9 protein-coding genes and 1 pseudogene are annotated in these 13,770 nt (G+C 72.1%); 3 read left to right on the top strand and 7 right to left on the bottom strand.

From position 1 onward, the window contains the following. Positions 1 to 159 precede the first annotated feature (159 nt). The 6 genes from ACFRCG_RS36345 to ACFRCG_RS36320 form a co-directional block, all read right to left on the bottom strand. Positions 160 to 651: a GNAT family N-acetyltransferase gene (locus ACFRCG_RS36345; RefSeq protein ID WP_380039493.1), complete on the bottom strand. Its 492-nt coding sequence runs from the start codon at positions 649 to 651 to the stop codon at positions 160 to 162. A gap of 502 nt (positions 652 to 1,153) precedes the next feature. Beyond that, a complete protein-coding gene (locus tag ACFRCG_RS36340) occupies positions 1,154 to 2,998 on the bottom strand; it encodes an LCP family protein (protein ID WP_380039492.1) in 1,845 nt (614 codons plus the stop codon). Positions 2,999 to 3,345: 347 nt separating this feature from the next. Continuing rightward, positions 3,346 to 4,851 carry an LCP family protein gene (locus tag ACFRCG_RS36335; RefSeq protein ID WP_380039491.1) on the bottom strand — a complete coding sequence of 502 codons (1,506 nt, stop codon included), beginning with the start codon at positions 4,849 to 4,851 and terminating at the stop codon, positions 3,346 to 3,348. A gap of 156 nt (positions 4,852 to 5,007) precedes the next feature. Further along, entirely contained in the window at positions 5,008 to 7,047 is a 2,040-nt protein-coding gene (locus tag ACFRCG_RS36330) for an LCP family protein (protein ID WP_380039489.1), read from the bottom strand. A 254-nt stretch (positions 7,048 to 7,301) separates the two neighbouring features. Next, positions 7,302 to 8,660: an LCP family protein gene (locus ACFRCG_RS36325; RefSeq protein ID WP_380039487.1), complete on the bottom strand. Its 1,359-nt coding sequence runs from the start codon at positions 8,658 to 8,660 to the stop codon at positions 7,302 to 7,304. Positions 8,661 to 8,756: 96 nt separating this feature from the next. Continuing rightward, a complete protein-coding gene (locus ACFRCG_RS36320; RefSeq protein WP_380039485.1) occupies positions 8,757 to 9,503 on the bottom strand; it encodes a TIGR03089 family protein in 747 nt (248 codons plus the stop codon). 125 nt (positions 9,504 to 9,628) lie between these two features. Here ACFRCG_RS36320 and ACFRCG_RS36315 point away from each other — a divergent pair, with 125 nt between their 5' ends. Beyond that, a complete protein-coding gene (locus tag ACFRCG_RS36315) occupies positions 9,629 to 10,771 on the top strand; it encodes a peptidoglycan recognition protein (RefSeq protein WP_380039483.1) in 1,143 nt (380 codons plus the stop codon). A 14-nt stretch (positions 10,772 to 10,785) separates the two neighbouring features. Here the strand turns inward: ACFRCG_RS36315 and ACFRCG_RS36310 are convergent, their stop codons facing one another. Continuing rightward, positions 10,786 to 11,988: a glycosyltransferase gene (locus tag ACFRCG_RS36310; RefSeq protein WP_380039481.1), complete on the bottom strand. Its 1,203-nt coding sequence runs from the start codon at positions 11,986 to 11,988 to the stop codon at positions 10,786 to 10,788. 82 nt (positions 11,989 to 12,070) lie between these two features. Between ACFRCG_RS36310 and ACFRCG_RS36305 the strand changes: the two genes are divergently transcribed. After that, a complete protein-coding gene (locus tag ACFRCG_RS36305) occupies positions 12,071 to 13,000 on the top strand; it encodes a DNA-3-methyladenine glycosylase family protein (RefSeq protein ID WP_380039479.1) in 930 nt (309 codons plus the stop codon). Positions 13,001 to 13,123: 123 nt separating this feature from the next. Continuing rightward, positions 13,124 to 13,567, top strand: a pseudogene (locus ACFRCG_RS36300) (SRPBCC family protein); the annotation flags it as partial. Positions 13,568 to 13,770: the final 203 nt, after the last annotated feature.

Genomic DNA, 13,770 nt, shown 5'->3' with positions numbered 1-13,770 from the left:
CGACGCCAACGATCCGCACTCCCGAAGGTTCCGTTCACACGTACGAACGGGGGAACGGAGCTGCTGCGTACCGGACTCAGGGATGCGGGGTGGGCCGGTAGAGGCGAACGCCGACGAAACTCATCTCCGCCGGCCGCCGGAGTGCGGGGAGGGGGCGGGTCAGTCGATGTCGAGGGTGGCTTCGATGGTGTCGCCGTCGGGGGTAGGGGTGGCGCGGGTGTGCAGGTGGGCGCCGGCGCCGGTGAGGAGGCGTCGGGCGGCGGTGTTGGCGTCGGTCGTGGTGGCGACGACACGGGGCGCGCCCTGGGCTCGGGCCTCGGCGCGGAGGAGGTCGACGACGGCGCGGCCCACGCCTCGGCCCCGGTGTTCGCGGCCGATCCACAGGCCGGTCTCCAGGTCCCCGTCCGCGGTCGGCTGGAGGCGGGCGGCGCCGACCACCACGTCGTCGACCAGGATCGCGTAGGTGGTGGGCGTGGCGGCCCACTCGTGGTGAAAGGCCAAAAACGCGGCCCGCCGATCGGCGGTCCACCCGGCCGCCCCGGCCTCGACCGGCATGACCTCCCCCGGCTCGGCCCCGCGCACGGCCGCATCCAACAGGGAGGCCGACAACTCCTCGTCCAACCGCCGAAGCACCACCCGAAACTCATCCACCCCCAAACCCTCCCCATCCCCAAACCCCCCGTCAAACCCATTCCCGCCCCGCCAACCCCCGCCCGCCCCGACCCGCCCACGCACCCACTCCCCGAACCACTCCGCACCCCCACGCGGGACATGGAGGCACTCCACGCACGCCACCCCGCCCAAGGCACGTTCATTTCCGGGCCGCTCCGCTTTCGGTACGCCTGCGTCTCCGTGTGGACGGACGTGTTCCCTGTCGACGCGGGATGCGTCGGCCCGGCTCGCGCTGCTCGGATCGGCTCGACCCACCGGCTGCGCCGATCCCTGCTCCTCGGCAAAGCCCCCGCGCACCATGCCGGTTGGGGCCCGACTGTTCGGCGCCCGGCCGCCCAACCGGCCGGCGCTCGCCCGGTGCCTGCCGGCGCGCCCGGCCGCACACTTCGCCGTCCTGCGGACGGTCGGTGGGGATCGGGAGTGCGGCGGCCGCGCCTCCTCCCTCCTTTCGGGGGCGAGGCGCGGCCGTCGGTGGGGTGCGTCAGCGGTTCTTCTTGGGCGCGCAGATGTTTTTGTCGGCTGTTTCCATGTCGATGTTCTTGGGGGGATCCGTGGGTGGGGCCGCGTTGTTGGGTGGGGCGGTGCCCGGGTAGTCCTTGCCGATCAGGAGTTCGAAGCGGGTCACCGCGGCGGACGTGCTCTCGGTCAGGGCGCTGTCGGGCAGGCCCGTCGCGGCGGCCAGGGCCTTGGCGGCGTCCAGGCGGCCCTTGGGGTAGGTGATCGAGCTGGTCGCGTGGGTCTTGCCGTCCTTCGCGTTGCCCGCGCTGACCGCGACGAACTTGCGGCCGACCAGGTCCGCCGCCACCTCGTTGGCCCGCTTGTTGACCCCGCTGCCGTTGCGGACGTCGACCTTGAGCGTGGCCGGGTCCACCTTCGGCACCTCCGGCGTCGGCGGGGTCCCCGGCTGCTGCTCCGCGGGCTTGTCGTCCTTGGTGACCGCGGTGTCCGTACGCAGCATCGCCAACAGGTTGTTGGCCTCGGGCTGCTTCGGCTGCACCTTGACCTTGGGCAGCGGCGGGTATTCCTCGACCGGCAGCGTGGTGAACGCCATGCGCTTCTCGGGGACCTTCTTCAACTGGTTGCCCAGCGAGATCAGCTTGTCCACGCCGCCGAGGCCCTTGTCCACGGTCAGCGACTCCACCGCGATGTTGGCGATCTTGAACATGCCCTGGACGTTGGTCAACGACGCGCTGTTCTTGAGCTTGCGGGTGAGCGCCATCAGGAACGCCTTCTGCGCCTTGATCCGGGCCAGGTCGCTGCCGTCGCCGAAGGCGTGCCGCGCGCGCAGGAACTTCAGCGCGGTCTCGCCGCTGAGGTTCTGGTCGCCGGCGTCGAGCTTGAGGTCGGTGCCGCCCCCCTGGTTCGGCAGCACCGGGTCGTTGATCGGCTCCGAGATGCACATGTCCACGCCGTCGACGGCGTCGGTCATCTTCTTCACGCCGGTGAAGTCGATCATGATGTAGTGGTCCACCTGGACCCCGAGCATCTTGTCGACCGTGGACACCGTGCACGGCGGACCGCCGTTGGCCAGGCTCTCGTTGAACGACTGCGGCCCGTTGGACGCGGGATACGTCTTGCCGTCCACGACACACTTGGGTATCTGCACCATGGTGTCGCGGGGGATGCTGACCAGCGTCGCGTTGCTGCGGTCGGCCGATACGTGCATCAGGATCGTGACGTCGGCCAGGCCCTCGGTGTGCTCGGCGGCGCCGTACTTCTTGCCGAGACCCTTACGGCTGTCGTTGCCGATCAGCACGATGTTCAGCGGCCTGCGTCCGAACGCGTCCTCCTCCGCCTTGGGGACGCCTTCACTGCCCGCGTTCTTCGCGGTGGTGGATATCTTGCTGTCCAGATACTTGATGTAGCCGTACGCCGTGCCGGCCAGCACCACGATCAGCCCCACCACGGTGAGCGCGATCCACTTGAGCCGCTTCTTCACCTTGCTCTTGGGCGCGGCCTTGTCCCTGCCCGCGGCGGCGTTGCGGGCGCCCGCGCGCCCCGCGGGAGCCGCTCCCGCGCCACGCCGACGCGACGACGGCGCCGGCGCGTCGGCGGCGCCGCCGCCCTGATCCGAGCCGGTGCCCCGGCCCGAGGCGGCCTCCACCGCCGACGGCCGGCGCCGGCCCTCGGACGTACCCGCGGTCCCCGGGGTGCGCGGCCGGGTCGTGCCGGGGGCATCGACCGCACCGCCGCCCGGCGCCCGCAGCTCGAAGCTGCCGGTGTCCGGGTTCATCACCCACATGTCCGCGACGTCCGCGTCGTCCATGCCGCCCAGGGGATCGTTGTCCCCGGGCGCGCCACGATGCGGCCCGTTCCCTCTGTTCACGCCGAGATCCCCTCCGGCTGTACCCGCCGCCGCACGGTCCCCCCGGCTGTGCACGGTCCTCTTGGCGACACCGGGGTTCCGGAGCCACCCACGGAACCCGACGGTGATAAGTGATGGTCGGTATGAAGCAGCCACCATAACCGGCGAGATCTCGCCATGGTCACCGAGACTGCGAAGTCCTGACACTCGGATCATCGGAAAAGGTGCAAAAACCTGATCCGACCGTTCCCGATCCGTCGCCAGTCGATCGACAGCCGGTCATGGACCGGTCGTCGACCGGTCGAGGAGGAGCACACACGAGCGTCCTGATCCGCACGTCGCGCGTGCCCCCCTCGACCGGGCGCCGGTCATTTCCGGCGCGGTGAGGCGCACTTCGTGTTGTCGGCCGTCTCCAGGTTCAGGTCGGCCGCCTTGGGCGGCTCCGGCACCCGTTCGGGCCCGGCGCTCGCCGAACCCGTCGGCGCGCCGCTGCCGCCGGTGCCCGCGTCGGGCAGATCCGCGCCGATCAGCAGCCTGATCGTGGTCTCCCCCGCACGGGCCGCCTCCAGGGCGGTCTCCGGCAGGTTCAGTGCCACGGCGATCGCCCTGGCCTGTTCCTGTCTGCCGTCGGGGTAGGTGATCCGACTGTTGGCGTGTTCCCGCCCGTCCGGCATGGACGTACCCGAAGTCGCCTTGAAACCCAGCCGCTTGAGTGCGTCGACCACCGGGGTGATTCGTTTCCGCGCACTCCCGCTGTCCACCGTCACCCGGATCTGCGCCGCGTCGGAGGGTGCGATCGTCTGCGGCGGTGCCGGCGTCTCGGTCGCCGGCGCGGGCGGCGGATCCGTGGCCGGGTCGCCCGCGGTCAACGGCAGATCGGCGCGGATCGCGGCCCACAGGTTGTCGGCCGCGGGCCGTCTGGGCTGGACCTGATCCGGCGCCGGCCGGTAGGTCTCGGTCGGCAGCGTGGTGAACGCCATGCGCTTTTCCGGCACCTTCTTGATCTCGTCGGCGAGGTCGATCAGCTTGTCCACGCCCGCCAGGTCGTTGTCGACGGTCAACGCGCCGACCGCGCTGTTGGCGATTCGGAACATGCCGTCCACGTTGGTCAGTTTCGCGTTGCTTTTCAACTCGCGCGCCAGCGACGCCAGGAACACCTTCTGCGCCTCGATCCGCGCCAGGTCGCTGCCGTCGCCGAAGGCGTGGCGCGCGCGCAGGAATTGCAGCGCGTCGTTGCCGCTCAGCGTGTTCGGACCGGCCGGCAGGTCCAGTCCGGTGCCGCCGCGCTGCCCGGACAGGACCGGGTCGTGGATCGGCGCGTCCAGGCAGATCGGCACGCCGCCGACCGCGTCGGTCAGGTCGCGGACGCCCTTGAAGTTCACCTCGACGTAGTGGTCGATGCGCACCTGGAGCATCCGGTCCACGGTCGCCACCGTGCACGGCGCGCCGATGTCGCGGAAGCTGTCGTTGAACTGGCCGAACCGGGCCTCGGTGACCTTCTTGTCCTTGCCCTTGCCGATCTCACATCGCGGGATGTCCACCATCGTGTCCCGGGGGATGTTCACCAGCGTGGCGTTGGAGCGGTCGGCGGACAGGTGCATCAGGATGGCCACGTCGGCGAGCCCTTCGTGCCCCTCCGCGCCGTAGCGTCGGCCCTCGCCGATCCGGCTGTCGTTGCCGATCAGCAGGATGTTCATCGGACTTCGGCCCTGGGCGTCCTTCGGGGACGCCGGTGGTCGGTTGTTCTTGTCGGCGGTGATCTGGGTGTGGTGCAGCTTCCCGTTCAGGTACCGGATGTACCCGTACGCGCTGCCGGCCAGGATCAACAGGACACCGACCACGGAGATCGCGATCCATTTGAGGCGCTTCTTCACTGTGCTCTTTCTGCGTCCGTCCCGTCCACCGGGTGCAACTGGTCCCCCGGTTCCGGTCTCCGCGTCCGTGCCCATGCGTGGCGTCCCCTCCGGCGACCCGCCGGGGGCGTCGCGGTCGGCGACGTCCCCGGCTCTCCCTGATGCGGTGTCGATGAATCAGCCCGCGCACACGTCCTGTTCCGCCGTCCGCCCCGAGACGGTGACGATCGGGCTCGTGTCCGCGGGCGTGGTCGGCTTGGCCGACGGGATGCCGCTGGTCGAAGTGGGGTCTGCCGTGGACGTCGACGAGGGCGCCCCCGTACCCGACGCGGTGGAACCGGCCGGGGGCCGCGTGGCGCCCTTGCCGGTCGCGCCCGTGCCCGGGGCGGTCGGGGTGACGGTCACCCGTTCGCCGTTCTCGTCGATCGTGGTGCGGGTGGACGGCAGCGGGGTCGCCGGCTGCTCGATCCGCACCTCGCCGTTGTTCTCGAAGCCGTTCTCGTCCTTGCCGCTGACGCCCGCGCCGACCGCGACCCGGTCGAAGCGGATCGCGTCGAACAGCCGGTCCGCCTTGGGCTGGACCAGTTCGTCCCGGTCGGTGTCGAACCGGTACGGCTGCCGGGGCACGGTCAGGAACGCGACCTTGTCGTTCGGGATGCCCTTGATGCTGTCGGACAGATCCATCAGCTCCTTGAGCGAGCTCAGTCCCGGGTCGGCGGTGATCGACCGGGTTCCGGCGTCGAGGAGGTTGTACAACTTCCACGGCTGGGTCAGCATGTCGCCGACCTTGACCTTCTTAACGAGCGCGGCCAGAAAACGCTGCTGTCGGGTCATCCGCTGGGTGTCGCTGCCGTCGTCGACGTTCTTGCGGGCGCGTACGTAGCCGAGCGCCTGCTCGCCGTCGAGCTTGTGCTTGCCGGCCGGCAGGTCGAGCTTGGCGGCGGTGTCGCGCATCGGGCGGCTCAGGCACACCTCGACACCGTTGACCGCGTCGACCATCTCCTTGAAGCCGGAGAAGTCGATCACGATGTGGTGGTCGACCCGGACCTTGGTCATCTGTTCGATGGTCTTGATCGTGCAGGCGGCGCCGCCGATCTCGAACGCGTGGTTGAACTGGTCCCGGTACGCCCGCGACTTGCTGCCGTCCGGCCGGACGCAGGAGGGGATGTCCACCATCAGGTCGCGCGGAATGCTGACCGCGACCGAGCTCTTCCGGTCGGCGGCGAGGTGCAGCAGGATCGTGGTGTCGGAGCGCTTGGTGCCCTCGCCGACGTCGCCGTACTGCTTGTTGTCGCCGCTGCGGTCGTCCGAGCCCATCAACAGGATGTTGGCCGCGTCGTGCGCGCCGGCCGCCACCTGCGGGCGTTCGGTCTCCGGGCCGAGCTTCGCGCTCAGGTCCTCGGTGGTGATGTTGCCGTCCAGCTTGCGGTACAGGGTGTAGACCACGACGCTGCCAGCGACCAGGCTCAGGGCCACGGTGACGGTGACGCCGATGAGGATGCGCTTGTACACCCGGCGGCGCCGGTCGCGCCGGGTCCGCCGGTCGGCCGCCTTGCCGCCGTCGGCGGCCATCGCGGCCACGGCGGCGGTGAGCGGGTCGCCGTCGGCCGGGGGAGGGGTGGTGGTCGGGGCGGTGGAGGGCCCCGCCGCGCCGGTTTCGGCCGGGGTCGCGTCGTCGCCGTCCTCGGCCGTGGTGTCGCCCGGAGCGCCTACCGCGTCGGGGGCTGCCCCGGCCGCCGTGCCGTCGCCCGGTTCGGCCGCCGAACCCCCGCCCGATTCGCCCGAGTTGCCCGCAGGGTCGTCGCCCGGTTCGTCCGGTTCGCCCGCCGTGCTTTCGCCGACCTCGGCCGGCTCGCCAGCCTGTGCGGCATGGGCGGTGACGGCGGCGTCCTCCGCGCCCGGTGTGGGTACAGGGCCGGCCGCTGCCGATTCCTCGCCCACCGGTTCGGCCGTGTCGGGCCCGGGCGCCGCACCCGAAGTCGGCGTCGCGGGCCCCGCGTCCGCGCCCGAGGCGTCGGCTCCCGAGGTGTCCGGGCCCACCGCCTCCGGGCCCGCCGCCTCCGCGTCCCGCGCGTTGCCGGCTTCCGCGTCCCCCACCGGCCCGTTCGGGGGCGGAGTCGTGGATATGTCCGGTTCGGTCGGGGTCGCGGGCGCCGTTTCCGGGCTCGCGTCCCGACCGGATCCGGCCTGCTTGCCGGCCCGTTCGCTGTCACTCACGTCGTGTCTGCTTCTTTCCCCAAGGCGCCCAACGCTCATCAAGCGACGAACCGCGCGTGGGGCGGCCGTTGCATTGATAGACGTGGCGCCGGTTCTTCGAGTTGCGTGCACCCTTGTGCGTGTGACACAGGTCACGCCGAACCGTCGCAACACCACGTGTCGACCCGGCCCGCACGGCTGCCGGCACGTTATCGTGCGCGACTCCCGGGGCCGGCCCCAGGTGGGTGCCGGCCTGCGGCCGTGCCGACGCGCGATCAGTTCGCCTTGCAGATGTCCTGGTCCCCGTCGCGGGTGTCGGCCTTCACCGGCGGCCTCACCGGCTCGACCGGAACCGCGCCGGCCCCGGGCGCGGCCGACGCCGGCGCCGCGCCCGGACCGCCGGGTGCTCGCGCGGGCGCACCGGCCGGGACCGCTCCACCCGCCGGCGCGACCGGCGCCGGCGCCGGTTCCGCGCCCGGCTTGCGCCGACCGTCCAACGGCTCGTCGTGGTTGATCGCGTCGAACAACCGCCGCGCGTCGGGCTGGATCAGCGCGACCCGGTTGTTGTCGTCCGGCGGGTTGTACACCGGGAGGTGCGCGAAGGTGATGTTCCTCGTCTCCAGGTCGCGCATCCCGCGCGCGAGATCGACCAGCGCGGAGACCGAGTCCAGGCCCTCGTCCGCCCGGATCGACCTGGTCAGCGCGTCGGCGAGGGCGAACAGCCGGGTCGGGCTGGTCAGCGTGTCGCCGCTGCGGATCTGTTTGGCGAGCGAGGCCACGAACGCCTGCTGCCGCTTGATCCGACCCAGGTCGCTGCCGTCGCCGCCGAGCCCGATGTCGTGGCGCAGCCGTACGTAGTCCAGCGCCTCCCGGCCGTGCACCTTGCGCCGGCCGGCCGACAACGAGATGTTGCCCTCGTGGTCCTGCACGGTCCCGGGCAGGCAGATCTCCACCCCGCCGACCGCGTCGACCATGCCCTTGAAGCCGGAGAAGTCCACGATGATGTGGTGGTCCACGCGCATCGCGGTGACCTTCTCGACGGTGTTGCGCGTACAGGCCGCGCCGCCGAGTTCGAACGCCGAATTGAACATCGCCCCGCGCTGTTCGACCGAGCGTGCCCCGTCCCTGGTCACACACGAGGGCACGGTCACCAGCAGGTCGCGCGGGATGCTCACGACCACCGCGTGTTCGCGGTCGGACGTCAGGTGCACCAGGAGCGTGGTGTCCGAGCGCTCGCCGATGTCGCCCCCGCCGCCGAGCGCGCGGTTCTCGCCGGCCCGCGAGTCCGAGCCGATGATCAGCAGATTCATCGGCTTGCCCCTGCCGTTGCCGCCCACGTCGGGACGGTCGGCGTTGAGCTTGCCGTCGACCGGGTCGGTCTTGATGTTGCCGTCGAGCCGCTGGTACGCGACGTAGGCGGCCGATACGCCGGTCAGCAGGATCAGCGTGATGCCCACCCCGATCGGCAGGAACACCCGGCGCCGCCGGTTGCGCCTGCGGCGCGCGCGCCGGGTGGCGGCCCGCCCGGCGGCGGCGTCGACCGGGGTGGACTCGTACGCCGGGCACGCCGCCGGTTCGGGCTTGTCGGGTTCGGGCGCGCGTTCGGACCGGTACAGGTGATCCCACACGTCCATGAACCCCACGCCTCCCCGCCTGCTGAGGGACCGCCGGGCACGGCACTACGGGCGGTCGGGGCCACGAAAGCGCAGCCCGACCCGTCTTGTCATGGACTAGTCGGCGGAACGGGTGACGGCGCGCGTGACACGCTCCGCCTCGATTCGCCGCTCCAGCAGGGATTCGTCCAGGTGACGGCATAGGACGACGGGTACGGACGCGGCCAGGGGCGCGAGCAGGCCCGCCCGCAATCCACCCGTTCGGGCGAAGCTCGAAGAGGTGAGCAACCGGTCGCCGGGGCCGAGGTTCCACTCCCGCGCGGTCGCCTCGCCCACCGCGGCCAGGTCGCCGGCGGTGTGCTCGCGGCCGGCCTCGATCAGCGCCGGCGCGTCGGCGCGCGCCGAGCCGTCGGGCACGAACCGGTCGCCGTGCCCGGCCACTTCCGCCGCGTAGTCCAGGAAGCCGGTCGGCGGCTCGGGAAAGCGCCCGCCCATCGGCCGCAGCGCCAAGGCGACCCGCTCACCGGGGCAGGTCGCCGCCCGGTCGAGCGTGTCGGGGCCGGACACCACCACGTCGGCGTCGGCGGGATCGCCGTCGAAGGTCACCGCCAGGCCGAGCGACCACGCGGCGAGCAACCACACCTGGGTCTGCCAGTGCGCCGGCAGCAGCAGCGACACCCGGGCGCCGGGCTCGACCGCGAGGTCGTCGCGCAGCAGATTCGCGGTCTTGGCGACCCAGTTGTCGAACGTCGCGACGGAGAGCTCGACCCGCTCGCCGGTGGCGTCGTCGTAGAAGGTGGTGAAGGGCCGCGCGGAGTCGGCGGCGAGCGCGGAGCGCAACTGATCGACCGGAGTGCTGGGCATGCGCCCAGCCTATCGAGCGCATGAATTCGTACGACAAATGGGTGTAATTGCTGCATTTGGTACAAGCGTTGTGGTGGGACCGGGCACCCGAACGACTCCACCGCCCACGATGGAGGGGCCCGCCCGTGTTCACCAGAATCGTGCTGTCGATCGTCGCCCTCGCCGTGCCCACCGTGCTCGCCGGACCTCCCGCGCAGGCCGACGCGGAACCGAGCACCCCCGGTACCACGATCACCCTCCCGCTGGCCGGGGTCGAACAGGAGTCCGACGCCGCCGCGCCCCGCGAGGGCCGCACCGGGGTACTGACCGCCGAACGCGACACCGCGGCCTTCTCGTTGCTCGGCGTCACCTGGGCCGACCCCGACCCGGCCGCGGGCGCGCGGGTGGTCGTCCACGTACGCACCCGCACCGGCGGGGTGTGGAGTCCCTGGCGCGCGCTGCACCCGAGCGGCGACGGGAGCGGACCGGCCGAGGGCCGTGTCCGCGGCGGCACCGAGCCGTTCTGGGCCGGTCGTTCCGACGGTGTCCGGATCCGCGTGGGCGTGCTCGCCGGAGCGCTGCCGACGGACCTGCGGGCCGAACTCGTCGACCCCGGCGAGTCGATCGTCGACCGCATGCCGCCGCGCCGGACCCGGCCGAACCGGGTCGACGGCCGGGTCAAGGGCCGCGCCGAGCGGCCCGCGATCGTGGCCCGTCGCGACTGGGGCGCGGACGAGTCGTTGCGGGACGCGAAGTTCAAGTACACCGGCACCGTGCGCGCCGCGTTCGTGCACCACACCGCCGATGGCAACGACTTCCCGTGCGGCGACTCGCCCAAGGTGCTCCGCTCGATCTACCGCTACCACGTGCTGACCAACGGCTGGGCCGACGTGGGCTACAACTTCCTGGTCGACCAGTGCGGCACGGTCTTCGAGGGCCGCGCAGGCGGGGTGGACAAGCCGGTGCTCGGCGCGCATACGCTCGGCTTCAACACGGACAGCATGGGCGTGGCCGCGATGGGCACCTACACCAGCGCCGAGCCGCCCGGGCCGATGCTGGTCGCGCTGTCCGCCCTGATCGCCTGGAAGCTCGGCCTGGACGACCGCGACCCGGCCGGCCGGGTCACGCTGACCTCCTCCGACAGCGGCAGCCGTTACCCGAAGGGCTCGACCCACTCCTTCGACGTGATCTCCGGCCACCGGGACGCGTTCAACACCGAGTGCCCCGGCCAGGCGCTCTACGAGCAACTGCCCGCGATCCGCAAGGACGTATCCGTGCGGCTGGGCTGACCGCGGCGGGCGGGCTACCGTACGCCCTTGTCCACGATCTCCCGCAGGCGCTCCACCAGCGGCTCGACCACCGCCTCGGGGACGAACCGCTCCCGCGCCAACGCGACCGCCGCCGCGCGCAGTCGCGCCACCTCCGGCGGATGCTGGGCCAGCCGGCGCAACGCGTCGGCCAGCGCGTCGGAGTCGCCCGCCGGGACGAACAACCCGGCCGCGCCGAGCAGTCGGCGCTGCGGCGCGGTGTCCGAGGTGAGCACCGCGCACCCCGCCGCGGCGCCCTGGAAGACCTTGTTCGGCACCAGCCGCAACGCCTTGGCGCCGGTGCCGAACACCCCCAGGCACACGTCGTGCGCGGCGACCAGGCGCGGCAGTTCGGCCTCGGGTACCCAGGTCCGCCAGGTCACCCGGGGCGCGTTCGGCCCGACCAGGTCCTTCGTACGCTGGGCCTGGAGGCCGCGGCCGATCATGGTCACGGCGATCGGATAGCCGTCCAGTCGACTGAGCGCCGCGCCGATCACCGGTGCGCCCTGCACCGGCGAGTAGAGCCCGACCGAGATCACCCGCAGGTCCTCGCCCGGCCGAAAGCCCGGCTCGAAGTCGGCCGCGGGCTCCGATAGCGGGTCGGGTCGCGGCGCGGCCGACGCGTCGTCGAGCGGACCCGGGGACACCTTCGGGCCCGCCCGCCCCGCGTCGAACCACACCGGCGCCGCCCCGATCGGCACCACCACGGCCCGATCCCGCTGCGCCGGCGCGAGCACCCGGCGGTGCTCCTCGGTGTCCACCAGGACCAGTCGCGCCGCGGCGATCGCCGCCTGCTCGATCCGGTCCACCTTGCGCAGTTCGGCCTGGGCGGCGTGGCCCAGCCGATCGGCCACGTCGTCCACGCTCTCCAGGTGGTCCAGCACCAGCGGCACCCCGGGGAACAACCGCCGCGCGATCTGGATGTCGAGCCGCCCCTGATAGCCGACGATCACCACGTCGGGACGCGGCGCGCGCCGAGCCTTGGCCACCAGCTCCGCGATGCACCGCGCGTGCCGTATTCGCTGGCGGGGGATCCCGGGGTGCACCGACGGCGGCGGGACCATCGGGCCCGCGTCCATGTGGCCGAGCGGAACGTTGCAGGTCACCACCTCGATGCCGTGCCCCCGCAAGCCCTCGACGAGGATTCCCACCCGGGGGTGGACGGTCGTGTCATAGGTGCCGAACGCCATCACCCGCATAGCTGAAGTCTGCTCTGCGCACATCGGCACAAAACCGGGAAGGTACCGTGGCGGTCCGAACCCGGACCCCGAGGAGAGCCCGTTGCACCCCAGTGCCCACCGGCGCGTGTGGCGTCCCGGGTTCGCCCTCGATCTCCGGCTCACCCTCGGCCAACTGCGCCGAGGACACAGCGATCCGACGTACCACGCGGGCGCCGACGGCTCGGTATGGCGCACCTCACGCACCCCCGAAGGGCCGTGCACACTGCGGGTGATCGACCGACCCGCGACCGGCGAGATCGAGGCGAGCGCGTGGGGGCCGGGCGCCGAGTGGCAACTGCACGCGCTGCCGGCACTGCTCGGCGCCGACGACGACCCGGCCGCGCTCGTCGCCCGCCACCCGATCGTGCGCGACGCGCAACGCCGGTACACCGGCCTGCGGATGCCGCGCAGCGCGCTGGTCCTCGCCGCCCTGGTGCCCTCGATCCTGGAGCAGAAGGTCACCACGATCGAGGCGCGCCGGGCCTTTCGGTTGCTGCTCGGCAAGTACGGCGAGGTCCCGCCCGGCCCGGCGCCGGCGGGCCTGCGGGTGATCCCCGACGCGCGTACCTGGGCGCTGATCCCCTCCTGGGACTGGGCCCGCGCCGGAGTGGACGGACGCCGCTCGCGCACCGTGATCGAGGTGACCCGGGTGGCGGGCCGCCTGGAGGCGACCACCGAGGTGTCGCACCCCGAGGCGGCCCGGCTGATGCGCCTGGTGCCCGGGATCGGGGTGTGGACCGCGGCCGAGACCATGCAGCGCTCGCACGGCGACCCCGACGCGCTGTCCGTGGGCGACCTGCACCTGCCCAAGACCATCGGCTTCGCGCTCGCCGGGCACGCCGTGGACGACGCCGGAATGCTCGAACTCCTCGCCTGCTACGGGGGAAACCGGCATCGGGCCGCGCTGCTGATCCGCATGTCGGGGGTCAAGGTCCCGCGTCGCGCGCCCCGCTATGCCCCGCGCCCGCACTTCACCGGCAGGACCCTGTGAACGGCCGGCCCTCGGCGGGCGCCACGTTTGTCCTCGGAGGCCTCGGGCAGCCGTTCGGGTGAAGGACCCGGCTGCGCAGCACGGCAGCTCGGAACCGACACCGAGAACGAGGAGGAAGTGCTCGTGACGACCGTCCAGCACTCGATCGACGTGGACGTGCCGGTCCGCACCGCCTACAACCAGTGGACCCAGTTCCGGGAGTTCCCGCGGTTCATGAGCGGGGTCGAACGGATCGACCAGATCAACGCGACACACACCCACTGGGTGACCAAAATCGCCGGAGTGACCCGGGAGTTCGACGCCGAGATCACCGAGCAGCGGCCCGACGAGCGGGTCGCGTGGAAGACCGTGGACGGCCCGCACCAGGCGGGTGTGGTCACCTTCCATCGGCTCGACGACGTACACACCCGCGTGATGTTCCAGATGGAATTCGACCCCGACGGCCTCGTGGAGACGGTCGGCGACAAGCTCGGCTTCGTGCGCGGCCGGACCAAGGGCGACCTGGAACATTTCAAGACGTTCGTGGAGGAGCGGGGTCAAGAGACCGGCGGCTGGCGCGGTGAGGTCGAGCCGCCCGGCAGCCACGGGTCGGCCGACCTGCCGCAGACGCCGCCTCCGCCCTATCCCGGCCCGGGCATGGCGCCCACTCCCGGGCGGACCGGAGCCCCGGGCGGCGGGCACATTCCGCCGCCGCGCCCGCAGGCTCCGCCGACCGCCGGTGGCGGGACGCAGGGCTACTGATCAGGCGTGAAGCCCCCGGACATCGGCCG

Origin of the sequence: Embleya sp. NPDC056575, assembly GCF_042793325.1 — a bacterium.
In the GTDB taxonomy this organism is placed as follows: Bacteria; Actinomycetota; Actinomycetes; order Streptomycetales; family Streptomycetaceae; genus Embleya.
Note: the sequence above shows the minus strand (reverse complement) of the source record. Positions and strands in the feature narration are given on the sequence as shown.